The 18,350-nt window shown below is 51.8% G+C and carries 19 protein-coding genes; 5 read left to right on the forward strand and 14 right to left on the reverse strand.

Annotation, left to right across the window (positions count from 1 at the left end; all coding sequences use genetic code 11):
- Nucleotides 1-117: 117 nt before the first annotated feature.
- Complete coding sequence (locus PsAD46_RS09745; RefSeq protein ID WP_063306709.1) at nt 118-1,437, reverse strand: DJ-1/PfpI family protein; 1,320 nt, start codon at nt 1,435-1,437, stop codon at nt 118-120.
- Nucleotides 1,438-1,531: 94 nt separating this feature from the next.
- Here PsAD46_RS09745 and PsAD46_RS09750 point away from each other — a divergent pair, with 94 nt between their 5' ends.
- Complete coding sequence (locus PsAD46_RS09750; protein ID WP_208981757.1) at nt 1,532-2,080, forward strand: TetR/AcrR family transcriptional regulator; 549 nt, start codon at nt 1,532-1,534, stop codon at nt 2,078-2,080.
- A 171-nt stretch (nt 2,081-2,251) separates the two neighbouring features.
- On the opposite strand, the gene PsAD46_RS09755 is transcribed toward PsAD46_RS09750, so the two are convergent.
- The 6 genes from PsAD46_RS09755 to PsAD46_RS09780 form a co-directional block, all read right to left on the reverse strand.
- Nucleotides 2,252-2,929: a type 1 glutamine amidotransferase domain-containing protein gene (locus tag PsAD46_RS09755; RefSeq protein ID WP_063306711.1), complete on the reverse strand. Its 678-nt coding sequence runs from the start codon at nt 2,927-2,929 to the stop codon at nt 2,252-2,254.
- Between the two features lie 90 nt (nt 2,930-3,019).
- Nucleotides 3,020-4,051, reverse strand: coding sequence for an NADP-dependent oxidoreductase (locus PsAD46_RS09760; RefSeq protein WP_063287800.1), 1,032 nt, complete (start codon nt 4,049-4,051; stop codon nt 3,020-3,022).
- A 47-nt stretch (nt 4,052-4,098) separates the two neighbouring features.
- Complete coding sequence (locus PsAD46_RS09765; protein WP_082596691.1) at nt 4,099-4,512, reverse strand: Ohr family peroxiredoxin; 414 nt, start codon at nt 4,510-4,512, stop codon at nt 4,099-4,101.
- A gap of 61 nt (nt 4,513-4,573) precedes the next feature.
- Nucleotides 4,574-5,167, reverse strand: coding sequence for a TetR/AcrR family transcriptional regulator (locus PsAD46_RS09770; RefSeq protein ID WP_057462421.1), 594 nt, complete (start codon nt 5,165-5,167; stop codon nt 4,574-4,576).
- Nucleotides 5,168-5,315: 148 nt separating this feature from the next.
- Nucleotides 5,316-5,924, reverse strand: coding sequence for a TetR/AcrR family transcriptional regulator (locus PsAD46_RS09775; protein WP_063306712.1), 609 nt, complete (start codon nt 5,922-5,924; stop codon nt 5,316-5,318).
- A gap of 197 nt (nt 5,925-6,121) precedes the next feature.
- Entirely contained in the window at nt 6,122-6,748 is a 627-nt protein-coding gene (locus PsAD46_RS09780) for a class I SAM-dependent methyltransferase (RefSeq protein WP_063306713.1), read from the reverse strand.
- A gap of 269 nt (nt 6,749-7,017) precedes the next feature.
- Between PsAD46_RS09780 and PsAD46_RS09785 the strand changes: the two genes are divergently transcribed.
- The 3 genes from PsAD46_RS09785 (at nt 7,018) to PsAD46_RS09795 (ending at nt 9,613) form a co-directional block, all read left to right on the forward strand.
- Nucleotides 7,018-7,941: an alpha/beta hydrolase gene (locus PsAD46_RS09785; RefSeq protein WP_063306714.1), complete on the forward strand. Its 924-nt coding sequence runs from the start codon at nt 7,018-7,020 to the stop codon at nt 7,939-7,941.
- Nucleotides 7,942-7,953: 12 nt separating this feature from the next.
- Nucleotides 7,954-8,883 carry a nuclear transport factor 2 family protein gene (locus tag PsAD46_RS09790; RefSeq protein WP_063306715.1) on the forward strand — a complete coding sequence of 310 codons (930 nt, stop codon included), beginning with the start codon at nt 7,954-7,956 and terminating at the stop codon, nt 8,881-8,883.
- Nucleotides 8,884-8,953: 70 nt separating this feature from the next.
- On the forward strand, nt 8,954-9,613 hold the full coding sequence (locus PsAD46_RS09795; RefSeq protein ID WP_063306716.1) for an SDR family NAD(P)-dependent oxidoreductase: 660 nt from the start codon (nt 8,954-8,956) through the stop codon (nt 9,611-9,613).
- Between the two features lie 127 nt (nt 9,614-9,740).
- On the opposite strand, the gene PsAD46_RS09800 is transcribed toward PsAD46_RS09795, so the two are convergent.
- Complete coding sequence (locus PsAD46_RS09800) at nt 9,741-10,736, reverse strand: UDP-glucuronic acid decarboxylase family protein (protein WP_063306717.1); 996 nt, start codon at nt 10,734-10,736, stop codon at nt 9,741-9,743.
- Nucleotides 10,737-11,026: 290 nt separating this feature from the next.
- Here PsAD46_RS09800 and PsAD46_RS09805 point away from each other — a divergent pair, with 290 nt between their 5' ends.
- Entirely contained in the window at nt 11,027-12,223 is a 1,197-nt protein-coding gene (locus PsAD46_RS09805; RefSeq protein ID WP_063306718.1) for a benzoate/H(+) symporter BenE family transporter, read from the forward strand.
- A 2-nt stretch (nt 12,224-12,225) separates the two neighbouring features.
- On the opposite strand, the gene PsAD46_RS09810 is transcribed toward PsAD46_RS09805, so the two are convergent.
- The 6 genes from PsAD46_RS09810 to PsAD46_RS09835 all read right to left on the reverse strand — a co-directional run bounded on the left by PsAD46_RS09810 (nt 12,226) and on the right by PsAD46_RS09835 (nt 18,081).
- Nucleotides 12,226-12,633, reverse strand: a complete 408-nt coding sequence (locus PsAD46_RS09810) for a GFA family protein (RefSeq protein ID WP_057463857.1) — start codon at nt 12,631-12,633, stop codon at nt 12,226-12,228.
- A 131-nt stretch (nt 12,634-12,764) separates the two neighbouring features.
- A complete protein-coding gene (locus PsAD46_RS09815; RefSeq protein WP_208980942.1) occupies nt 12,765-13,589 on the reverse strand; it encodes an ATP-binding cassette domain-containing protein in 825 nt (274 codons plus the stop codon).
- Between the two features lie 38 nt (nt 13,590-13,627).
- The gene (locus PsAD46_RS09820; RefSeq protein WP_063293031.1) at nt 13,628-14,482 is read right to left on the reverse strand and encodes an ATP-binding cassette domain-containing protein; all 855 of its coding nucleotides are present in this window, start codon (nt 14,480-14,482) and stop codon (nt 13,628-13,630) included.
- A gap of 11 nt (nt 14,483-14,493) precedes the next feature.
- Nucleotides 14,494-15,423, reverse strand: a complete 930-nt coding sequence (locus tag PsAD46_RS09825; protein ID WP_193757828.1) for an ABC transporter permease subunit — start codon at nt 15,421-15,423, stop codon at nt 14,494-14,496.
- 11 nt (nt 15,424-15,434) lie between these two features.
- Entirely contained in the window at nt 15,435-16,358 is a 924-nt protein-coding gene (oppB, locus tag PsAD46_RS09830) for an oligopeptide ABC transporter permease OppB (protein WP_057463860.1), read from the reverse strand.
- A 94-nt stretch (nt 16,359-16,452) separates the two neighbouring features.
- The gene (locus PsAD46_RS09835; RefSeq protein WP_063287808.1) at nt 16,453-18,081 is read right to left on the reverse strand and encodes a peptide ABC transporter substrate-binding protein; all 1,629 of its coding nucleotides are present in this window, start codon (nt 18,079-18,081) and stop codon (nt 16,453-16,455) included.
- Nucleotides 18,082-18,350: the final 269 nt, after the last annotated feature.

The raw sequence follows: 18,350 nt of genomic DNA on the forward strand, positions 1-18,350 counted from the left end.
CGGCTTGAGTGCTCCAGTATGCTTGCTGGCCAAGGGAAGCGTAGGGTGTGGAGTGTACACTCGGCCAACTCACTCAGTGTTCCGTTGTCTTTGAAAAGCGATAGGGTCAAAGGCTGATCAAGTGCTTGTTGGTTTCAAAAGCCGCGTTGATGCCTGAGATTTGACATATCTGGCGCCTTTGCGGCCTGCGCTCAGGTAAAAGGGTAAGCTTGCTGCGATGAGGTATTTGCTGATACGGGCTAGCCACTTACCTGCCTTTTCCGGCGAGCCGACGCCAAAGACTGGCTTGGGTGCGTATTCCAGCACGTTTTGCTCTATGTGGTGCGCGGCATCTATTCCATACATGTCACGGACTGCTTTCAGCGCGACTTCATAGGAGCCGATGGCAGGGCCCGCGCTGTAAAACTTGCCATCAATCGCCACCTCTGTTCCGCTGGATTTTGCGCCGAGTTTGTCCAGCAGCGGGGTGTGATGGAAGTTGGAGGTGGCTGTTTTGCCATCCAGAATACCAGCTGCTGCATACACCAATGTTCCTGCACAGACGGAAATCATGCCTTTTGCAGCAGGTTCCTGTCGCCGGATGAAATCCAGCAGTTCCTTGTCTTTCAGCAACATTGGCTGTGTTGCACCCATGATGACGAAGTCAACCTGCGGGCACGTGGCAAAGGTGGTTGTTGGCACGACCTTGGGGCCAAGCAAGCATTGCACTGGAGTTTTGTCGTGAGAGACCACATGAAGCTTAGAGTTGGGGAACGCACTCAAAACTTCCACTGCCCCCAGGAAGTCTGGCAAATAGCATCCTGAGGGCAGTGCCATAGCGATGGTTGGGGCATCGCCAGCTGTCAGCTCCACTGGCTTTTTTGGAGTGTGAGCGGTGAACTGAGGATGCGGGTCGTATTCCAGTGTCAGCTCTGCAAACTTGGCAAACCTGGTGCCGCGTAGCTTTTCCAGCACCATGAAGGCAGCTTCGATCATGCCTGTGGAATGACCTGCGGTGTAAAATTTGCCATCCACCACCGGCCTGCGCTCAAACACTGGTTTGACGCCGTAGTCTGCCAGTAATTTTGCTCCCTGATCATCTGCAGTTGCGGCTTTGCCTTCCAACACATCGGCCTTGGCAAGCGCAAGAACGCCGCCGCTTGAAGCGACCACGTAGGCAACCCGTGAGCACTGATCAGTCAGAAATGCATGGAAGGCGGGATCATCCTGTGCCGCTGTCGGAATGTCTGGAATGACCAGCACATCGAGTGGTGTGCGGTCTTGAAAGATGCGATCCGGCACAAGGGTCAGACCATGCTGACCAGTTACTGGTTTTGTGGTCGCGCCAATAATGCTGGAGCGATTGAGTGGATTGATACCCAGAACGGCCTGCATTTCACCAAGTTCGGATTCATTGAATCCGGGCAAAGCAACATAACCGATACGATAGCGTTTCATGGGGACACTCCATTTCCTTCAGTGGGGCGAGCCCAACCAAAGATTTTCGTCATTCAATTTTGACAAGTTATATAAAAAATGTAAAAAGAGTCAAATGACATCGATGATCAACTACAAGCCCGTGGTCGAGCTGCTCAGCCACTACGGCCTTCACAAGACAACCATGAGTGATTTGGCAGAGGCTGTCGGGGTCACACGGCAGACGCTGTACAATCGCTTCAAGACGAAAGATCATGTGCGTGACTGGGCACTGTTGGAGTTTATGTCCGAGGTGAATGACACGGCCATCGCCGTGTTGGACAACGCACCACCCGATGCTGCGCTGGATGCTATTCTGGAGGCGTTCGAGCGGTGGGGCGGGGATCATGTATCGATGGTCTGCCAGTCGCCTCATGGGGCTGACATATTGGAGGGCGGGTTACAGCTGGTCGCATCCAGAGCAGAAACACCCATCGACCGTTTTGAAAACTGCTTAGAAAAATTCATCGAAAACAGACAGCTCTCGCCTTTTCCTGCCGAGACGACCATGGTCCTCGTGCTGGCTGCCAAAGGGGTCTTTGTTACCTCAGCAGATGCGAAGGACTATTCGGAAAAGATGGAGGCGGTGGTCAAAGCTCTGCTGCGTGTCAGGCAGGCTGCGTAAGAGCGGCTTATTTTACTTTGCAACGCACGCAAAACGTAAAGAACGCAAACGAACGCGCAAAGGAACGCAATCTGAGCTAGTGGGACTTATGCCCGTCATGGAGCGGACAATAAAAAACCGGCACAGAGCATAACTCCGCACCGGTTCTCATGTTCGAGGTACGCTGGAGGGTTAGCCCAAACGTGCCAGAATTGCTTTTGCTGCAGCTTCAGAGGAAGCCGGGTTCTGGCCGGAGATCAGATTGCCATCTTCCAGAATGAAAGAGCCCCAATCAGCACCCTTCTCATAGATTGCACCTTTTTCCTGCAAGGCATCTTCCACCAGCAACGGCACAACGTCGGTCAGCTGCACAGCGTCTTCTTCTGTGTTGGAGAAGCCGGTGACCTTCTTGCCGTTGACCAGCGCAGAGCCATCTGCAGCCTTAGCGTTGACCAATGCGGCAGAGGCATGACAGACAACACCGACTGGTTTGCCAGCGGAATACAGCTGCTCGATCAGAGAGATAGAGGCTGTGTTGTCTACCAGATCCCACAGCGGACCATGGCCACCCGGGTAAAACACAGCGTCAAATGCATCAGCAGAAACGCTGTCTAGTTTCACGGTGTTGGCCAAAGCATCATTTGCGGCTGCATCGGCCTTAAAGCGGTCTGTTGCGGCAGTCTGGAAATCCGGCAGGTCGCTCTTCGGGTCCAGCGGAGGCTGGCCGCCAGCAGGAGAGGCCAGAGTGATTGTCGCGCCAGCGTCTTTGAAGACGTAGTAAGGGGCAGCGAACTCTTCCAGCCAGAAGCCGGTCTTTTCGCCTGTGTTGCCCAGCTTGTCGTGGGATGTGAGGACCATAAGCACGTTCATTGTGATCTACCTTTCAGCAGGCATAGGGGGCGTAGCCACCAGTGCCGGGGCACTGGTGTTCGTGTTGTTTTTGTTGTTCTCGTTTAGAGATTAGTCGCCGATTTTTACGACGAGTTTGCCGAAGTTCTTGCCTTCGAGGAGGCCCATGAAAGCTTCCGGCGCATTTTCCAAACCGTCTACCATTTGCTCGCGGTATTTTACTTTACCCTCTGCAATCCACTGCTGCATATCCGCTGCGAATTTAGGGTAAAGATTTGGGAAACTGTCAAAGATGATGAAGCCCTGCATGCGGATCTTCTTCACCAGCAATGTACCCATCAGCATGCCCATGCGGTCCGGACCATCCGGTAGGCTTGTTGCGTTGTATTGAGAGATCAATCCACACAGCGGAATACGGGCATTTGCGTTGAGAAGCGGCAAAACCGCATCAAACACAGCACCGCCAACGTTCTCAAAATAAACGTCAATTCCGTCCGGACAAGCGGCTTTCAGATCCTGCGCGAAGGTTGGAGAGTTGCGGTCAAGGCAAACGTCAAAACCTAGGTTATCAACGGCGTGCTTGCACTTTTCCGCACCGCCTGCGATGCCAACAACGCGGCAGCCTTTGATCTTGCCGATCTGGCCAACGGTTGCGCCAACTGGGCCGGAAGCTGCTGCAACAGCAATGGTTTCACCCGGTTTCGGCTCGCCAATTTCCAACAGGCCAGCGTAGGCGGTGAAGCCCGGCATACCCATAATGCCCAGTGCCCAGGATGGCATTGCTGGCTCTTTGCCAAGGTTGAAAACCATCTCGCCGTTGGAAATTGAGTAGTCTTGCCAACCACCCAGGCTCACCACCCAGTCGCCTTCGCTGAAGTTCTTCAGGTTGGATTTCACCACCACAGAAACAGTTCCGCCGACCATAGCATCGCCAATTTCAACCGGATCTGCATAGGATTTGGCATCGCTCATACGACCGCGCATATACGGGTCCAGAGACAGATAAACCGTACGCAGCAGCATCTCGCCTTCACCCGGTGTCGGGATAGCGGCTTCTTCAAGACGGAAGTTTTTGGATGTTGGAGCCCCGACAGGGCGTTCCGCCAGCACAATCTGGCGGTTCACTTCGGTATTCTGCGGCATTTCAGGTTCCTCAATTAATGTCAGTAATGCTTTGTTATTATTAGATTTTATGAATTCAGCTTGGTGTAAACGCGCAGGTCCACATTGCCACAAATCGCGTTGGAGTACGGGCAAAGCGTGTGTGCTGTCTGGATCACGTCATCGGCTTGCTCACGGGTCAAACCAGAGAATTCCAGGTGCAGGTCAATATCCAGCACATATCCACCCTCTGCTTTTTCGATAACGTTGCCTTCGGCACGCACCTCAATGGAGTTCAACGGGTATTCCTTGTGTCCGGAAACCATTTTTAGCGAATGCTCAAAGCAAGAGGCATAACCTACTGCGAAGAGTTCTTCCGGTGTAATGCCAGGGCCTTCAACTCCTGGAGGGGTCACTCGAATTTTAGCAGCTTCGTCGCTCAACGTCGGTTTGGCGGAGCGTCCGTTTTCTGCTGTAGTGTCAGTGTCATAGAAGACTTTCATATCTTCACCTTAGATTTTGGACTGGCGTCTGATGGACTAGGGTTCATACGGGTTGATGGCGTTATGCAGCAGGCAGCATTATTTCTGTGACCTCCAGTGCTTTCTGGAGTGGTTTCTTATCTCGTGTAACTTTTCCGATGAGGCTGGCGCCGAGCCACATCTGGTAGAGCACCTGAGCGGCCATTCTGGCTTCTAACTTGGGTGCCATAGAACCGTCTTTGATGCCGGCTTCTATGATGTCGCCTAAACGTTTCTCTACTCTGGTGGTCATCTGGGCCAACAGCTCTCTCATATCTTCAGAAATGTCTGCTATTTCCGCGCTTAGCTTTACGATCAGACAGTGCTTTGATGCATCCTCGGAGTGCTGATAGTTCTCCCAAAGGTGCCAGTACTGGAACAGCTTTTCACGCATGCTTAGAGCCTCTGTCGCAAGCAGGGCATCCAAGCTTCTCATATATTCATCTAGGTATTGTTGGACGAGTACGCAACCAAAGTGCTCTTTGGACTCGAAGTAATGATAGAATGAGCCTTTCGGAACGCCGGCGGTTTTTAACAGTACGCTCAGGCCCATGCTGGAAAAACCCTGCTCTGCTATCAACTTACGTCCGGTTTCCAAGATGTGTAGTCTTGTGGCTTCGCTTTTCTTCATCTTCATATGGTGTGTTTTAATTAAAAATAGACCGGTCGTCTAGCCCACTTCGGAATATCCCTTATGACGTCTATTCACAAGGACTTCAATGCGGGTAATTCCCTGAGTGGACCAGCGGGGATTGTTGATGATTGGGGTGAAGGCCGGGGCTGAGTTATGCCCGCAGCCCCTCTTCCATGATCGACCATGAATTGTCGAAGCGCTGTTCGAAGTCTGTCGACTCTTCAAGACGGGAAATGATCAAAGTCCCTTCGACGAGAGCGATTATAGCTTCCACCACGTCGTGCTCGTCTTTCTCTTTGATGTTACCCTGCTCTATGCCTTCCTTAACCAGATCGGAAAGCCGGGCTTTGATCTGCCCGAAGAAACGGCGCAGAACCACCTTGGCCACGTTGTGGCGATAGAACTCAAACCAGATCGCGGTGATCACCCTGTGGGTCCGCAGGAAAATCAGCGCTGTTTTGCAGATGAAGTAAATCTGCTGCAGCTGTGTTTCCTCGTTCTTGTCATGGTCATCCAGCTGAATGCGCAGGGCATCTTCATAGGTGGTGATGTATTCAGCAAGTACCTGATCTTTCGTAGGAAAGACCTGCGTTACATCCTTTACCTTCAGGCCAGCGTTTGCGGCGATATCAGCGTAAGTGGTCTCAAAGTAACCGAACTTCTCAAAGCAGGTTATAGCGGCTTCGAGAATGGAAGATTTGGAAGCAGGTACAAGGAAGTCCTCTGAATACTCGGAGTGGGACCTGTTCGTATCACTCATAATTCGCCTCTTTCCCAAATCGTCGCCTGCTACATACTCAACTCTGCAAGCAGTCTGATTAGAAACACATGATGGGACAACATTTTGCCAAGATGATGGTAAATCGCCATCTATGATTTCTGATAAATATAGATCGCTTGCTGAATTCCGCCGTTCTAATAGGGGCTTACAGGGTTCTCAAGTCGGTCTTTTACATATTACGCAACGCGCTCGAACACGCTTGTCTGGAAATTCTGCTGGTTTTTCTTTGGCGTAATGTGAGTATGCGTTTGGGCATCCGTCAGCGCAAAGACACCCGGCGCAAGCGCCTGGAGTTTCGCGGCAAGTGTGCGCGAAGAGTACCGCTGCACAGGAAGGCCGGAACATTTCTCAGGACCATCCTCAGCAAAGCTGGAGATGATTGCAGTGCCGCCAACGGGAACAGCCTTAACCAGCGCGTTTATATAGGCTTTCTGGTCTTCAATCTCCGTGAGGAAATGAAAGACAGCGCGGTCATGCCAGACCTGATAGGTCTTGTCTGGTGTCCAGGTGGTGATGTCTGCGTTGATCCACTCTACATCATCCGCAACGCCGCCAAGACGCTCTTTGCCAGCGTCCAGCACGACAGATGAGATATCGAGAACGGCAAGCGGTCCATAACCTGCAGCGTGCAGTATGCTTATCAGTTTGGAAGCGCCACCGCCCACATCAATGAAGGTTTCGCCCAGTTTGAGATGCTGGGTGACGAGTTGATAAGACAGTGTTGGCTGGGTCTCATACCAGGTCAGATACTCTTCTTCGCGAGCATCATAAACCGCATTCCAGTGCGCGACTTTCTCGTTCATCTCAGGCCTCGTTTCTGCAACACGGCTTATATGGGAGTAGCCGGCTAAGAAAGCAATATATAATTTAGCTAATTCTAAAATACAATCAATGGATTGTGCGAATGACCCAGCGTCTGGCTCTGGTCTGCTAGGAGTTTAAGCGATTTTGCAGTGTTCGTGCAGTTACGTTTTTACGATGCGGACAAGCCCATGTTGCCTGTTAAAGGCCTGTTTTGGTCTTTGGCTGATCCTAGTCTTTAACAATTGCGCAAAGAACCAAGGATCAGCCAATGCCTGAGAGGAAGAAGCTCGGTAATAATCTGGACAAGGTTGAAGTACGGCCCGTGGAGTTTGAGTGTCACGGTGAAGTCTTGCATGGGGATCTCTACCTTCCAAAAAAAAGACCTCCCAACGGCAAGCTTCCCGGGGTTGTGGTCGCCGGAGCCTGGACTTCAGTGAAAGAGCAGATGGCTGGTCTTTACGCCTCTGAGCTTGCCATGCGTGGCTTTGTAGCGCTGGCATTCGATTTTCGTGGCTGGGGTCTTTCTGCGCATGATGGCAAAACGAAGTATCTGGAAGACCCTGCCCGCAAGACGGATGATATCCGCGCGGCTATTGATTTTATGGGACGATGCCCGGATGTGAATCCGGACAGGATCTGCGGATTGGGAATTTGCGCTTCAGCAGGGTACATGAGCGCTGCAACAGGTGGAAACCGGCACGTCCACTCACTGGCACTTGTCGCTCCCTGGCTTCATAATTCGGAAATTATCTCAGAGGTTTACGGCGGTGTGGAAGGTGTCAGTAACTTGATGAAGGTGGGCCGCGATGCGCTGACCCATGAAGAGCCGCGGTATATCGTGGCCGCGAGTAAAGTTGATGACACCGCACTGATGTTTGACGTCGAGTACTACACCGAGGAAGACCGCGGTCTGATCCCGGAGTTTGACAACAAGTTCAATCTGGCCTCGTGGGAAGCATGGCTGACGTTTGACGGAGTGCACACGGCGGACAAGCAAAATCAACCAACCCTGATTGTGCACAGTGAGGCTGCCGCGATCCCCAAAGGCGCAAAGGAGTTTGCGCGACGTATGGGTGACCGGGCGACCACGTTGTGGTTTGAGGATGTCAGCCAGTTTGACTTTTATGACAAGACCCAACCCATTGACCGGGCTTTGGAAGCTGTCGCTGAGCACTTCCTTTCCACGCTTTGAACAGGATCTTTGATGAGCGACCCGTCTGACCTTGAAACAGCAAAAGACACCGCCGCCATAACCACGGTGCTGGAAGGCGTTGTGAACTGTTTTGATCGGGGGGATTATGAGAGCCTTGGCCTGCTTTATAGCGACCACGTGGAGATGGATTACAGCTCGCTGCTTGGTGGCACAGCGCATAAGAAGACACGGGAACAACAGTTGATGGACTGGGCAGAGCTGCTGCCGGGGTTTGATCTGATGCGCCATTCTCTCAATGATTTCAATATCCGCATCGAGGAAGGTATTGCCAACGCCTCGTGCTCGGTTGCGGGGCAGCTGTATGTTGGTGACAAGGTTTGGGAGGTCGAGGGCCTCTATCAGTTCCGCCTGCATAAGCGCAGCAATCACTGGCGTATCTTCAAGCATAGTTTTGTGCTGAAGAGTGAGAATGGCAATGGTGATATACTGGAGACAGCCAAGAGCAGAGCCAAGGCCCATCCACCTGCTTTCCTGAAACGACGCAAGGCGCAAGCTGCTGTCGTTAAGTTCCTCAAGGCTTTGGAAAATAAGGATATGGAGGCGCTTGCCGATGTCTGGTCGGAAAAGGCAGTGCAAGATATGCCCTACTCGCCTGATGGCTTTCCGGATGTGGTGGAAGGCAAGGCGAACCTGATCAAGCACTACAGCGCGTGGCCGGAAAATGCCGGAGAAGCGGATTTCACCTCCAACCTGAAATTCTACCCGATGATATCGCCTGAATGGGTCTTTGCGGAGTTTACGGGTGAGGTCGAGATACTGACCACAGGACGGGAATACAACCAGATCTATGGCGGTTTGTTCCACGTGCCTCATGGTAAAATTCAGTATTATCGCGAGTACTTTAACCCAGAACCCTTCCGTTTTGCCTACAACTTGGATGAGGGAAAAGACCCTGATCACTTTCTCATTGGCGAGCCTTGATGATCATATAAAAATGAATTACTTATTTAATTGCAGATGAATGTTGGTGTGAACTGATCAGAGGTGCCAGATGGCCAGACGTGCGTTGATTACCGGTGGTAACAGGGGCATTGGGTATGCCATCGCAAAAGGACTGAAAAAAGAAGGTCTTGACGTCATTATCGGCTCGCGCAATGCGGAAGCAGGCGCAGAAGCTGCCAAGCAGCTTGACTGCGGGCATGTGCATCTGGATGTTGCGGACTTGCGCTCCATCGATCAGGCCTTTGATGACATTGGGATTATTGATGTTCTGGTGAACAATGCAGGTGTTCTCTATGAAGAACCGATGCTGGAAAACCCTGCACAGTTTGAACAAAGCATGCAAGTGATGGTGCATGGTCCGTATCACCTGATCCGACGTGCAGCTCCTGCTATGATCGACAGGCAATACGGGCGCATTGTGAACATGAGCTCCAACTGGGGGTCTTTCACTGAAGGGCTGGCTGGCCCCGGCGCTTATGGCGTGGCGAAAGCAGCGCTCAATGCCCTAACCCTTGCGCTTTCCCGCGAACTGCCGTCTTGCGTGAAGATCAACTCCATGTGCCCAGGATGGGTCGCTACCCGAATGGGCGGTGAAACTGCACCACGAACACCAGAGCAAGGTGCCGAAACCGGAATATGGCTCGCCACTCTGCCAGAAGCCGGGCCAAACGGCGGTTTCTTCAGCGACCATCACCCGATGGGGTGGTAGAAAACTGCATTTGCTACAGCGTATCTCCGAAAAGTGGAAGCCGGTTTTCGGATAAAGATACGCAAAAACAAAGACTAAAGCAGTTCAGGTGTTTCAACTTAAATGCGAACTGCTTTAAAGAGCTACCCTACTCCGCAGGCATAAGCTTCTTTGCCTCTGTCTCTCCTTGCTTGGACATAAGCTTTTCAAAGTATTGGATTGTTTTGACCAGACCCTCGCGTAGTTCTGTGGTTGGGCGCCAGCCCAGATAATCCCGGGCGCGGGTGATGTCAGGTTTGCGCTGGAGCGGATCATCCTGAGGTAGAGGCTCCCTGATGATCCGGGACTTGGACCCGGTTAGCTCCAGCACAAGCTCTGCAAGTTGCTTGATGGTGAATTCCTTGGGATTGCCGATGTTGACCGGCATGGAAATGTGGTCCGGCGCATTCATCAGTTTGATCATCCCGTCCACCAGATCATCCCGGTAACAGAAAGACCGCGTTTGCATGCCATCGCCATACAGAGTGATCGGCTTGTTCGTCAGCGCTTGCATGATGAAGTTGGAAACCACACGCCCATCGTTAGGGTGCATACGAGGGCCATAGGTGTTGAAAATCCGCATGACCCTGATGTTGATGTTGTTCTGGCGGTAGTAGTCGTAAAACAGTGTCTCTGCGCAGCGTTTCCCCTCATCATAACAAGAGCGTACGCCAATGGGATTGACGTTGCCCCAATACTCCTCTGGCTGCGGATGAACCTGCGGATCACCGTAGATCTCAGAGGTGGAGGCCTGCAGGATTTTGGCTTTAACCCGCTTTGCCAGCCCCAGCATATTGATGGCACCGAGCACGCTGGTCTTGGTGGTCTGCACAGGGTCAAACTGATAGTGAACGGGGGAAGCCGGACAGGCGAGATTGTAGATTTCATCCACCTCAACAAACAGCGGCTGGCACACATCGTGTCGTAACAGCTCAAACCGTTTGTGATCCAGCAAATGTTCCACATTCATGCGGGTGCCGGTGAAGAAGTTATCGAGGCACAGCACTTCATGCCCTGCCTCCAAAAGAGTCTCACTGAGATAGGAACCCAGAAAGCCTGAACCTCCTGTCACAAGAATTCTGCGTCGATCATCAAGTGAAAACATGAGGCCAATCCGCAATACCGCCAAAGATTGGAAAAGCCTATCAGGCTGCCTTCGGACGTAAATATTGAAAAACCTCTCCCGATAATTGGGTCCTGATAAATTATAGTGTTTTCAATGAGATGAAGCCCTACACGTGTTTGTTGAGCAAAATTCAAATAAATGTACTGGTTGAAGGCTTGCTCACAGCACCATGGCTGTTAGCATTACCAGTAGATCTCCTCACGCCTCGCGCGACTTCTCTGTTCCCCAAATTTGAGAGGTTCACGCCAACAGCTTGTTGCAGGGCCCTAATGTCTTCCTCCCTTTCAGCTAGTGCGACCAGCGCTGGTATTCTTTCTGCTTTTGTTGGGTTCGCCAGTTCATTTGCCATTGTGTTGCATGGATTGAGCGGGGTTGGCGCAACTGCAGAACAAGCAACCTCTGGCCTTATGGCACTTGCCATCGCCATGGGGATTTGCGGTATTGGCTTCAGCTTGTGGAAGCGTGTTCCCATTTCCGTCGCCTGGTCCACACCCAGTGCCGCGTTGTTGGCGACCTCCGGTCTTCCAGAGGGCGGATTTGCAGCCGCTGTCGGTGCCTTCGTGTTTGCCGGGGTGCTTGTGGTCATTACAGGGCTTTGGAGGCCCCTGGGCCGCATTGTTGGCCTGATCCCGGTTACTCTGGCCCAGGCCATGCTGGCAGGCGTCATTCTGCCGCTGTGTCTTGTACCCTTTGAAGCGGTGGCCGAGATCCCTGCCCTCGCTTTGCCTGTTGTGCTGGCATGGTTTGTTGCGGGACAGATCAACAAGTTACTGGCCGTTCCCGCTGCTTTGTTAGCCTTTCTTGTCGTGCTTTATTTCCATGCAGATACCTCAAGCCTCAACTCGCTGAAACTGGTGCAAGCTCCCGTGTTTGTCATGCCGGAGTTCTCACTCTCAGCTTTGATTGGGATTGGCATACCGATTTACATCGTCACAATGGCGTCTCAGAATATTCCGGGTGTCTCGATCCTGCGTTCCTTTGGGTATCAGCCCGTTCCCGGGCCGCTTTTCAGCTGGACAGGTGTTGGTTCCGTCCTCAGTGCACCATTTGGCGGGCACGGGATCAGCCTTGCTGCCATCACTGCTGCCATATGTGCCAATGAGGATGCTCACAAAGACCCTGCAAAGCGGTATTGGGCCGCAGTGATTGCGGGAGTTGTCTATATCATCTTCGGCATCTTCTCTGCCGGGTTTGTCGGTGTGGTTGAACTGGCACCGCGCATTTTGATTGGCGGTGTTGCCGGACTGGCGTTGATTGGAACACTCACCGTCTCGGTTCAGAGCATGCTGAAAGACGCGCCAAGTCGTGAGCCTGCCATTCTGACCTTCCTGATCACTGCGTCCGGTCTGTCCTTCTTTGGCATTGGGGCAGCATTCTGGGGGCTTCTGGTCGGTATGGGGCTTAAGTTCTGGATGGACTGGAAGCAGAAGGGCTCGCCGAGTGAACAGGTTACAGACAAAGCCTAGGACTACTCAGGGAACTTATCAAACTTCGTGACGTCTTCCAGATGATCATCCCAATTTGCCTTGCTGGCCATGAAGATGTGCGCGGTCGGCTGGGTATCGACAGGTGTGTCCAGTGACCCGGCAGGCACAACGAGGAAGTTGTTTTCGCGATCATGTGTGGGCACTGGAGAGCCGCATTCTTCGCAAAAGCTTCTGCGGTGCTGGGTGGACGGCACATTGTAGGACTTTATGGAATCCTCTCCACTGGTACAGGCGAAATCTGCATCAAAGGAAAAGAGATTGGAGCCGTGAACGGAGCCGGTTCCTTTGCGGCAATAGCTGCAGTGGCAGAAATAGAACTTCTTAAAGGTGGCCTGAATCTGAAATTGAACGGTCCCGCACAGGCAGGAGCCTTTATGAGTTTCGCGCATAATGATGGCCTTGAAGGGCAGATATAACTGGTTGGAGCGGCAATGTGGCAGCGTCGGTCTTCAAATGCAAAACATAAAAAAACGGCGGAGCATTTGCCCCGCCGTCTGTTGTATCCAGGATACAAATTCTTTTAGGCTTTTGCCTCCAACGCACGCCGTTCCGCGATGCGCTTGCGTTCCGCAATAGGATCAGGGATCGGCACCGCATTGATCAGCTCTTTGGTGTAAGGGCTCTGCGGATTGTGGATCACGTCATGTGCTTCGCCGATCTCAGCGATGTCACCAAACTCAAGAACCATAATGCGGTTACTGATGTGCTTCACCACACTCAGATCGTGTGCAATGAACAGCAGAGACAGGCCGAGCTCTTTCTGCAGGTCCATCAGCAAGTTCACCACCTGTGCCTGAACAGATACGTCAAGCGCGGAAACAGGCTCGTCGCAGATGATCAGCTTAGGATTGGTGATCAGCGCACGCGCGATTCCGATACGCTGACACTGCCCGCCAGAGAACTCGTGCGGATAGCGGTTGATCATCCGTGCGGACAGACCAACTTTCTCCATGAGCTCACGCACTTGCTTCTTCACTTCATCCTTGGATGTGTTCGGATAGTGCGTTTTCAGCGGTTCCGCGATGATCTGGCCAGCAGTCAGACGTGGGTTAAGTGATGCGAGAGGATCCTGAAAGATCATCTGGATTTCCTTGCGGGTCGCCAGAAGGTCTTTCTCGTTCATCTTCATCAGGTCGCGGCCTTGCCAGAACACTTCGCCGCCCTGAGATGGGATCATACGAATGATCGCACGGGCAAGAGTGGACTTCCCACAGCCGGATTCACCAACGATGCCGAGGGTTTCCCCTTCTGCCAGATCAAAGGAAACACCTTTAACCGCACGCAGAATGTCTGGCTGATGCCAAGGCAAAGCATTTTGCTTTTTGATTTTGAATTCCACCCGCATGTCGCGAACGGATAAGATTGGCTCTTTCGTGCTCAAAATCAGCCCTCCGCCATTTGGGTTTCAAAGCTGCGATCCAGCGTAACCAGACGTTCTTCGTCCTGGTCCAGACGTGGAACAGCGCTCAGCAGACCTTGCGTGTATGGATGACTTGGCTTGCCGAAGATATCTACGGTAGAGCCCTGCTCCATCACCTCACCCTTGTACATCACCATGGTGCGCTCACAGGAGCCTGCCACTATGCCGAGGTTATGGGTGATGAGAACAATCGCCATGTGGAACTCTTCCTGAAGTTCCACCAGCAGATCCATGATGCGTGCCTGAACGGTCACATCCAGTGCGGTTGTCGGCTCATCTGCGATCAGCAGTTTTGGACGACACAGCAAAGACATTGCAATCATCACACGCTGACGCATGCCGCCGGAGAACTCATGCGGGTAAAGATGAATGCGGTTTTTTGCATTCGGGATCTTCACTGCTTCGAGCATCCGCACACATTCAGCAATCGCATCTTTCTTCTTCATGCGCTTGCCGTCTGGCGAGTTGTAAATGAGCGTCTCAGCCATTTGGTCCGAGATGCGCAAATACGGGTTTAGGGAGGTCATTGGGTCCTGAAAGATCATTGCGATCTCATTGGAGCGAAGCTTGTTCATTCCCTCATGAGAAAGCCCGATGATCTCCTGACCCTGATACTTAATCGATCCGGAAACCTGCGCATTATGAGGCAGAAGCCCCATGGTCGCGAAGGCCGTCTGGCTTTTACCAGAGCCGGATTCACCCACGATCGCGAGGGTCTCGCCCTTGTCGATTTGCAGGTTTACGTTTCTTACGGCTTCTACCACTCCGTCCGGAGTGTTGTAGGTGATCCGTAGATTTTGGATATCCAAGAGTGCCACGATTTCACCTCCTACCGGTCTTTAGGGTCAAGCGCATCGCGCAGACCGTCGCCGATAAAGAAAAAGCTGAACAGAGTGATGATGAAGAAGAACATTGGGAATGCCAGCTGCCACAACGTGCCATACTGCATTGTTCCAGCGCCTTCAGCAATCAACGCACCCCAGCTGGTGTTAGGCTCCTGAACACCCAGACCAAGGAATGAAATAAAGCTCTCGGTCAGGATCATCTGCGGGACCAGAAGGGTTGAGTACACGACCACAACACCCAGAAGGTTCGGCACGATGTGACGAAGGATGATCGTAATCGGCTTTACGCCAGTCGCGATTGCAGCCTCAACAAACTCTTTGTTCTTCAGCGTCAGCGTCTGTCCACGTGCGATACGAGACATATCGAGCCAGGAGATCAAACCGATACCCACGAAGAGCATGAAGATTGAACGCCCGAACACCACCAGCAGCAGGATCAGAACAAACATGTAAGGAATGGACTGCAGAATATCGACGATACGCATCATCACGTTGTCGACTTTGCCGCCAGAGTAACCAGCGATCGCGCCGTACAATGTGCCAACGATAACAGCGATCAAGGCGCCGACGATGCCGACCATTAGCGAGATCTGAGTTCCCTGAATGACACGAGCGAACAGATCCCGGCCAAGTTCATCGGCCCCAAAATAGTGACCGTTCTCGAGGTTTGGTGCACCGAGCTCTGCGATCTGACCCAGAATACCCCAATCGATCTCTTCGTTAGACCAAACTGCGATCATGTGACCGAGGGTTGAGAACAGGAATACACCGCACAAAAGGATCAGGCTGACCACTGCAGCCTTGTTTTTGAAAAAGCGGCGACGGGCATCTGCGAACAGAGAACGCCCTACGACTTCTTCTTGAGCAGCCAGATTGTCTGCCAACTGCTCCATTTTTTGAACATCTACCATCATGTGCTCAGCCCTCAGTATCTAATCTTCGGGTCGACCCATGCGTACAGGATGTCGACAATGAGATTGAAGAGAATGGTGAGACCACCGATGAGGATCGTGATGCCCATCATCACAGCGTAATCTCGGTTGAGTGCTGAGTTCACATAGAACTGGCCGATACCACCGGTTGAGAAGTACATGTCAATGATAACGGAACCTGTGATCATGGAGACGAACGCAGGGCCGAGATAAGACATGACTGGCAGCAAAGCAGGTTTAAGGGCGTGCTTGAAGATGATAACTCTATACGGCAGGCCTTTAGCCATTGCTGTGCGGATAAAGTTGGTATGCAGCACTTCCAGCATGGAGGACCGCGTTAAACGCGCGACGGATGCCATGTAGCTGGTAGAAAGTGCGATCACCGGCAAAATCAGGTGGTTCCATTGTCCGTCGTTCCAGCCGCCACCAGGCAACCAGCCCAGCCACAAAGTGAACACCAGAACAAGGATTGGTGCCATAACAAAGTTAGGCAGCACCTGCGCACCGATAGAAACACCAACGGCAAAGTAATCAAGCCAGCTGTTCTGTTTGAGCGCTGCTGCGATACCTAGCGCGCCTCCAACAATGACTGCGACTGCAAACGACAGGAAGCCGTAGGTCAGTGTGACTGGAAAACCGTGTGCGATGATGTCATTTACGCTTCGGTCCTTGTACTTAAAGGATGGCCCGAAGTCGAATTCTGTAATGATTCCACCAATATAGTTGACGATTTGAACATATATTGGATTATTCAGGCCATACTTGGCCTCAATGTTGGCAAGAACCGCAGGAGGGAGCGGACGCTCGGATGTGAATGGGCCACCGGGTGCCGCATGCATGAGCAAGAATGAGATTATTATGAGCAGCAGCAATGTAGGAATTGCGATAGCCACTCTTCGTAGGATGTAGCTGAGCATTGTTATTAGTGTCTCGTATGAAGAACGGGTGATTCAGCAACAAAAAGATGCAAAAACACCGGCGTCTGGGACACCGGTGCTCTTGATTGCTGGATTACTTCGCAACCTTGTAGAGGTTTTTAGCGTACCAGTTCTGCTCAGCGTTTTTGATCGGCCAGTTTTTCAACTGTGCGTTCATCATGTAAACGTTGGTGTAGTGGTAGATCGGAATGACTGGCATTTCTGCAGACATGATCTCTTCAATACGAGTGTAGTTTGGCTGTGGGTTTGCAGTTGATTTTGCGCCTGACAGCAGCTCATCAACTTCAGCGTTCACAAACTTACCGTCATTGTAACCGGATTCTGAATCCATCAGATCAAGGAAGGTAGATGCTTCGTTGTAATCGCCACACCATGCACCACGAGCAAGCTCAAAGTTCTGGTTACCACGCTCGTTCAGGAATGTCTTCCATTCCATGTTGTTCATGTTGACTTTAACGCCAAGCTTCTGCTTCCACATCTGGGTCATCGCAATAGCGATTTTCTTGTGGCCTTCAGAAGTGTTGTAAACGAGGTCAAACTCAAGCGGGTTGTCTTTGGTGAAACCAGCAGCTTCAAGCAGTTCTTTCGCTTTTGCATCACGCTCTTGTTGTGACCAGCCAGCGAAGTCCACTTTTGGAACTTCAAAGCCAGCTGTTACAGCAGGAGTGAAGGTGTAAGCTGGGAACTGGCCGCCCTGAAGAACAGCGTCGGTGATGACGCGGCGGTCAAGAGCGTATGCCAGTGCCTTGCGAACACGAACATCTTTAAACTCTTCCGGACCGGAATCAGACAGGTTGAAGGTGTAGTAGTAAGAGCAGAGACGTGGGAAAACCACAGCCTGATCTGGATACTCTTTCTTCAAACGTGGGAACTGACCTGCAGGAACTTCGGTGCGGTCGGTTTCGCCAGCAAGGTAGCGGGTCAGAGCGATGTTTTCATCGTTGATTACAAGGGTTTCAACCTTGTCGATGATTGTGCTCTCGTTGTCCCAGTAGTTGGTGTTACGCTCCATAATAGCAGTTTCCTGCGGAACGTGCTTTACCAGCTTATAAGCACCGTTAGAAACGATATTTTCCGGCTTAGTCCAGGCAGCGCCATGTGCTTCAATCGCCCATTTAGGAGATGGGAAGGTACTGGAGTGTGTGGTCATTGCAGTGAAGTAAGGCAGTGGCTTTGTCAGCTTTACTTCAAGAGTGTGATCGTCAATAGCTTTGATGCCGAGTTCTTCAGGCTTCATGTCGCCTTTAACGATGGCGTCTGCATTCTCAACGGACATCAGCTCAGCATACCACTGGTATGGAGATGCGAGTTCCGGGCTCGCCAAACGGCGCCATGCATATACGAAATCACCTGCAGTTACAGGCTTGCCATCGGACCACTTAGCATTGTCGCGAAGTTTGAACGTGTAAGTCAGGTTGTCGTCAGAAACAGTGTGGCTCAGAGCAACACCTGGTACCAGGTTGCCAAGGTTGTCCTGGCTGTAAAGACCTTCAAACAAGTTACGTGAGATCTCGGAGCCAGATACGTCTTCGTTGACCTGTGGGTCAAATGAAGAGTGCTCGTCGAGAATACGGTATGTGAAAGTCTGGTCGTCAGCGAGTTTCTCGCCTGTTTCTGGATGAACACCCGCAGCAAATGCAGAGGTAGATAGCAATGCGGTGCCGACCACGCTCGCCAAAAGAGAGCTTTTGCTGAATTTCATCTAGGAATCTCCTCACTACATCGGTCGCCTGTTCCCCAACAGCGCCGACTTGGATACATTTCTCAATAGGATCTAGAGTTCACCTCAATTGAAGGGCAAACTCAAAAAATTGCATATTTTCCTGAGAGCAACGCAAAATAGAAATTATTTCGCCTGTTAGCAGCTCCCCACGAGTGGCTTTATGCTCAGTTCCCCTCGCTGCTGGCAGATACGCATATCCCGGTACGCACTCTAACGTAGTTTTTCTCTTATTCAATTGTATTCTTCGC

The organism is Pseudovibrio sp. Ad46 (assembly GCF_001623065.1).
Taxonomy (GTDB): domain Bacteria; phylum Pseudomonadota; class Alphaproteobacteria; order Rhizobiales; family Stappiaceae; genus Pseudovibrio.

What these genes read in the sequence shown, in the direction of transcription:
- PsAD46_RS09745 (WP_063306709.1), bottom strand. Translation starts at nt 1,437, where the DNA reads ATGAAACGCTATCGTATCGGTTATGTTGCTTTGCCCGGATTCAATGAA.
- PsAD46_RS09750 (WP_208981757.1), top strand. Translation starts at nt 1,532, where the DNA reads ATGACATCGATGATCAACTACAAGCCCGTGGTCGAGCTGCTCAGCCAC.
- PsAD46_RS09755 (WP_063306711.1), bottom strand. Translation starts at nt 2,929, where the DNA reads ATGAACGTGCTTATGGTCCTCACATCCCACGACAAGCTGGGCAACACA.
- PsAD46_RS09760 (WP_063287800.1), bottom strand. Translation starts at nt 4,051, where the DNA reads ATGCCGCAGAATACCGAAGTGAACCGCCAGATTGTGCTGGCGGAACGC.
- PsAD46_RS09765 (WP_082596691.1), bottom strand. Translation starts at nt 4,512, where the DNA reads ATGAAAGTCTTCTATGACACTGACACTACAGCAGAAAACGGACGCTCC.
- PsAD46_RS09770 (WP_057462421.1), bottom strand. Translation starts at nt 5,167, where the DNA reads ATGAAGATGAAGAAAAGCGAAGCCACAAGACTACACATCTTGGAAACC.
- PsAD46_RS09775 (WP_063306712.1), bottom strand. Translation starts at nt 5,924, where the DNA reads ATGAGTGATACGAACAGGTCCCACTCCGAGTATTCAGAGGACTTCCTT.
- PsAD46_RS09780 (WP_063306713.1), bottom strand. Translation starts at nt 6,748, where the DNA reads ATGAACGAGAAAGTCGCGCACTGGAATGCGGTTTATGATGCTCGCGAA.
- PsAD46_RS09785 (WP_063306714.1), top strand. Translation starts at nt 7,018, where the DNA reads ATGCCTGAGAGGAAGAAGCTCGGTAATAATCTGGACAAGGTTGAAGTA.
- PsAD46_RS09790 (WP_063306715.1), top strand. Translation starts at nt 7,954, where the DNA reads ATGAGCGACCCGTCTGACCTTGAAACAGCAAAAGACACCGCCGCCATA.
- PsAD46_RS09795 (WP_063306716.1), top strand. Translation starts at nt 8,954, where the DNA reads ATGGCCAGACGTGCGTTGATTACCGGTGGTAACAGGGGCATTGGGTAT.
- PsAD46_RS09800 (WP_063306717.1), bottom strand. Translation starts at nt 10,736, where the DNA reads ATGTTTTCACTTGATGATCGACGCAGAATTCTTGTGACAGGAGGTTCA.
- PsAD46_RS09805 (WP_063306718.1), top strand. Translation starts at nt 11,027, where the DNA reads ATGTCTTCCTCCCTTTCAGCTAGTGCGACCAGCGCTGGTATTCTTTCT.
- PsAD46_RS09810 (WP_057463857.1), bottom strand. Translation starts at nt 12,633, where the DNA reads ATGCGCGAAACTCATAAAGGCTCCTGCCTGTGCGGGACCGTTCAATTT.
- PsAD46_RS09815 (WP_208980942.1), bottom strand. Translation starts at nt 13,589, where the DNA reads ATGCGGGTGGAATTCAAAATCAAAAAGCAAAATGCTTTGCCTTGGCAT.
- PsAD46_RS09825 (WP_193757828.1), bottom strand. Translation starts at nt 15,423, where the DNA reads ATGATGGTAGATGTTCAAAAAATGGAGCAGTTGGCAGACAATCTGGCT.
- oppB (WP_057463860.1), bottom strand. Translation starts at nt 16,358, where the DNA reads ATGCTCAGCTACATCCTACGAAGAGTGGCTATCGCAATTCCTACATTG.
- PsAD46_RS09835 (WP_063287808.1), bottom strand. Translation starts at nt 18,081, where the DNA reads ATGAAATTCAGCAAAAGCTCTCTTTTGGCGAGCGTGGTCGGCACCGCA.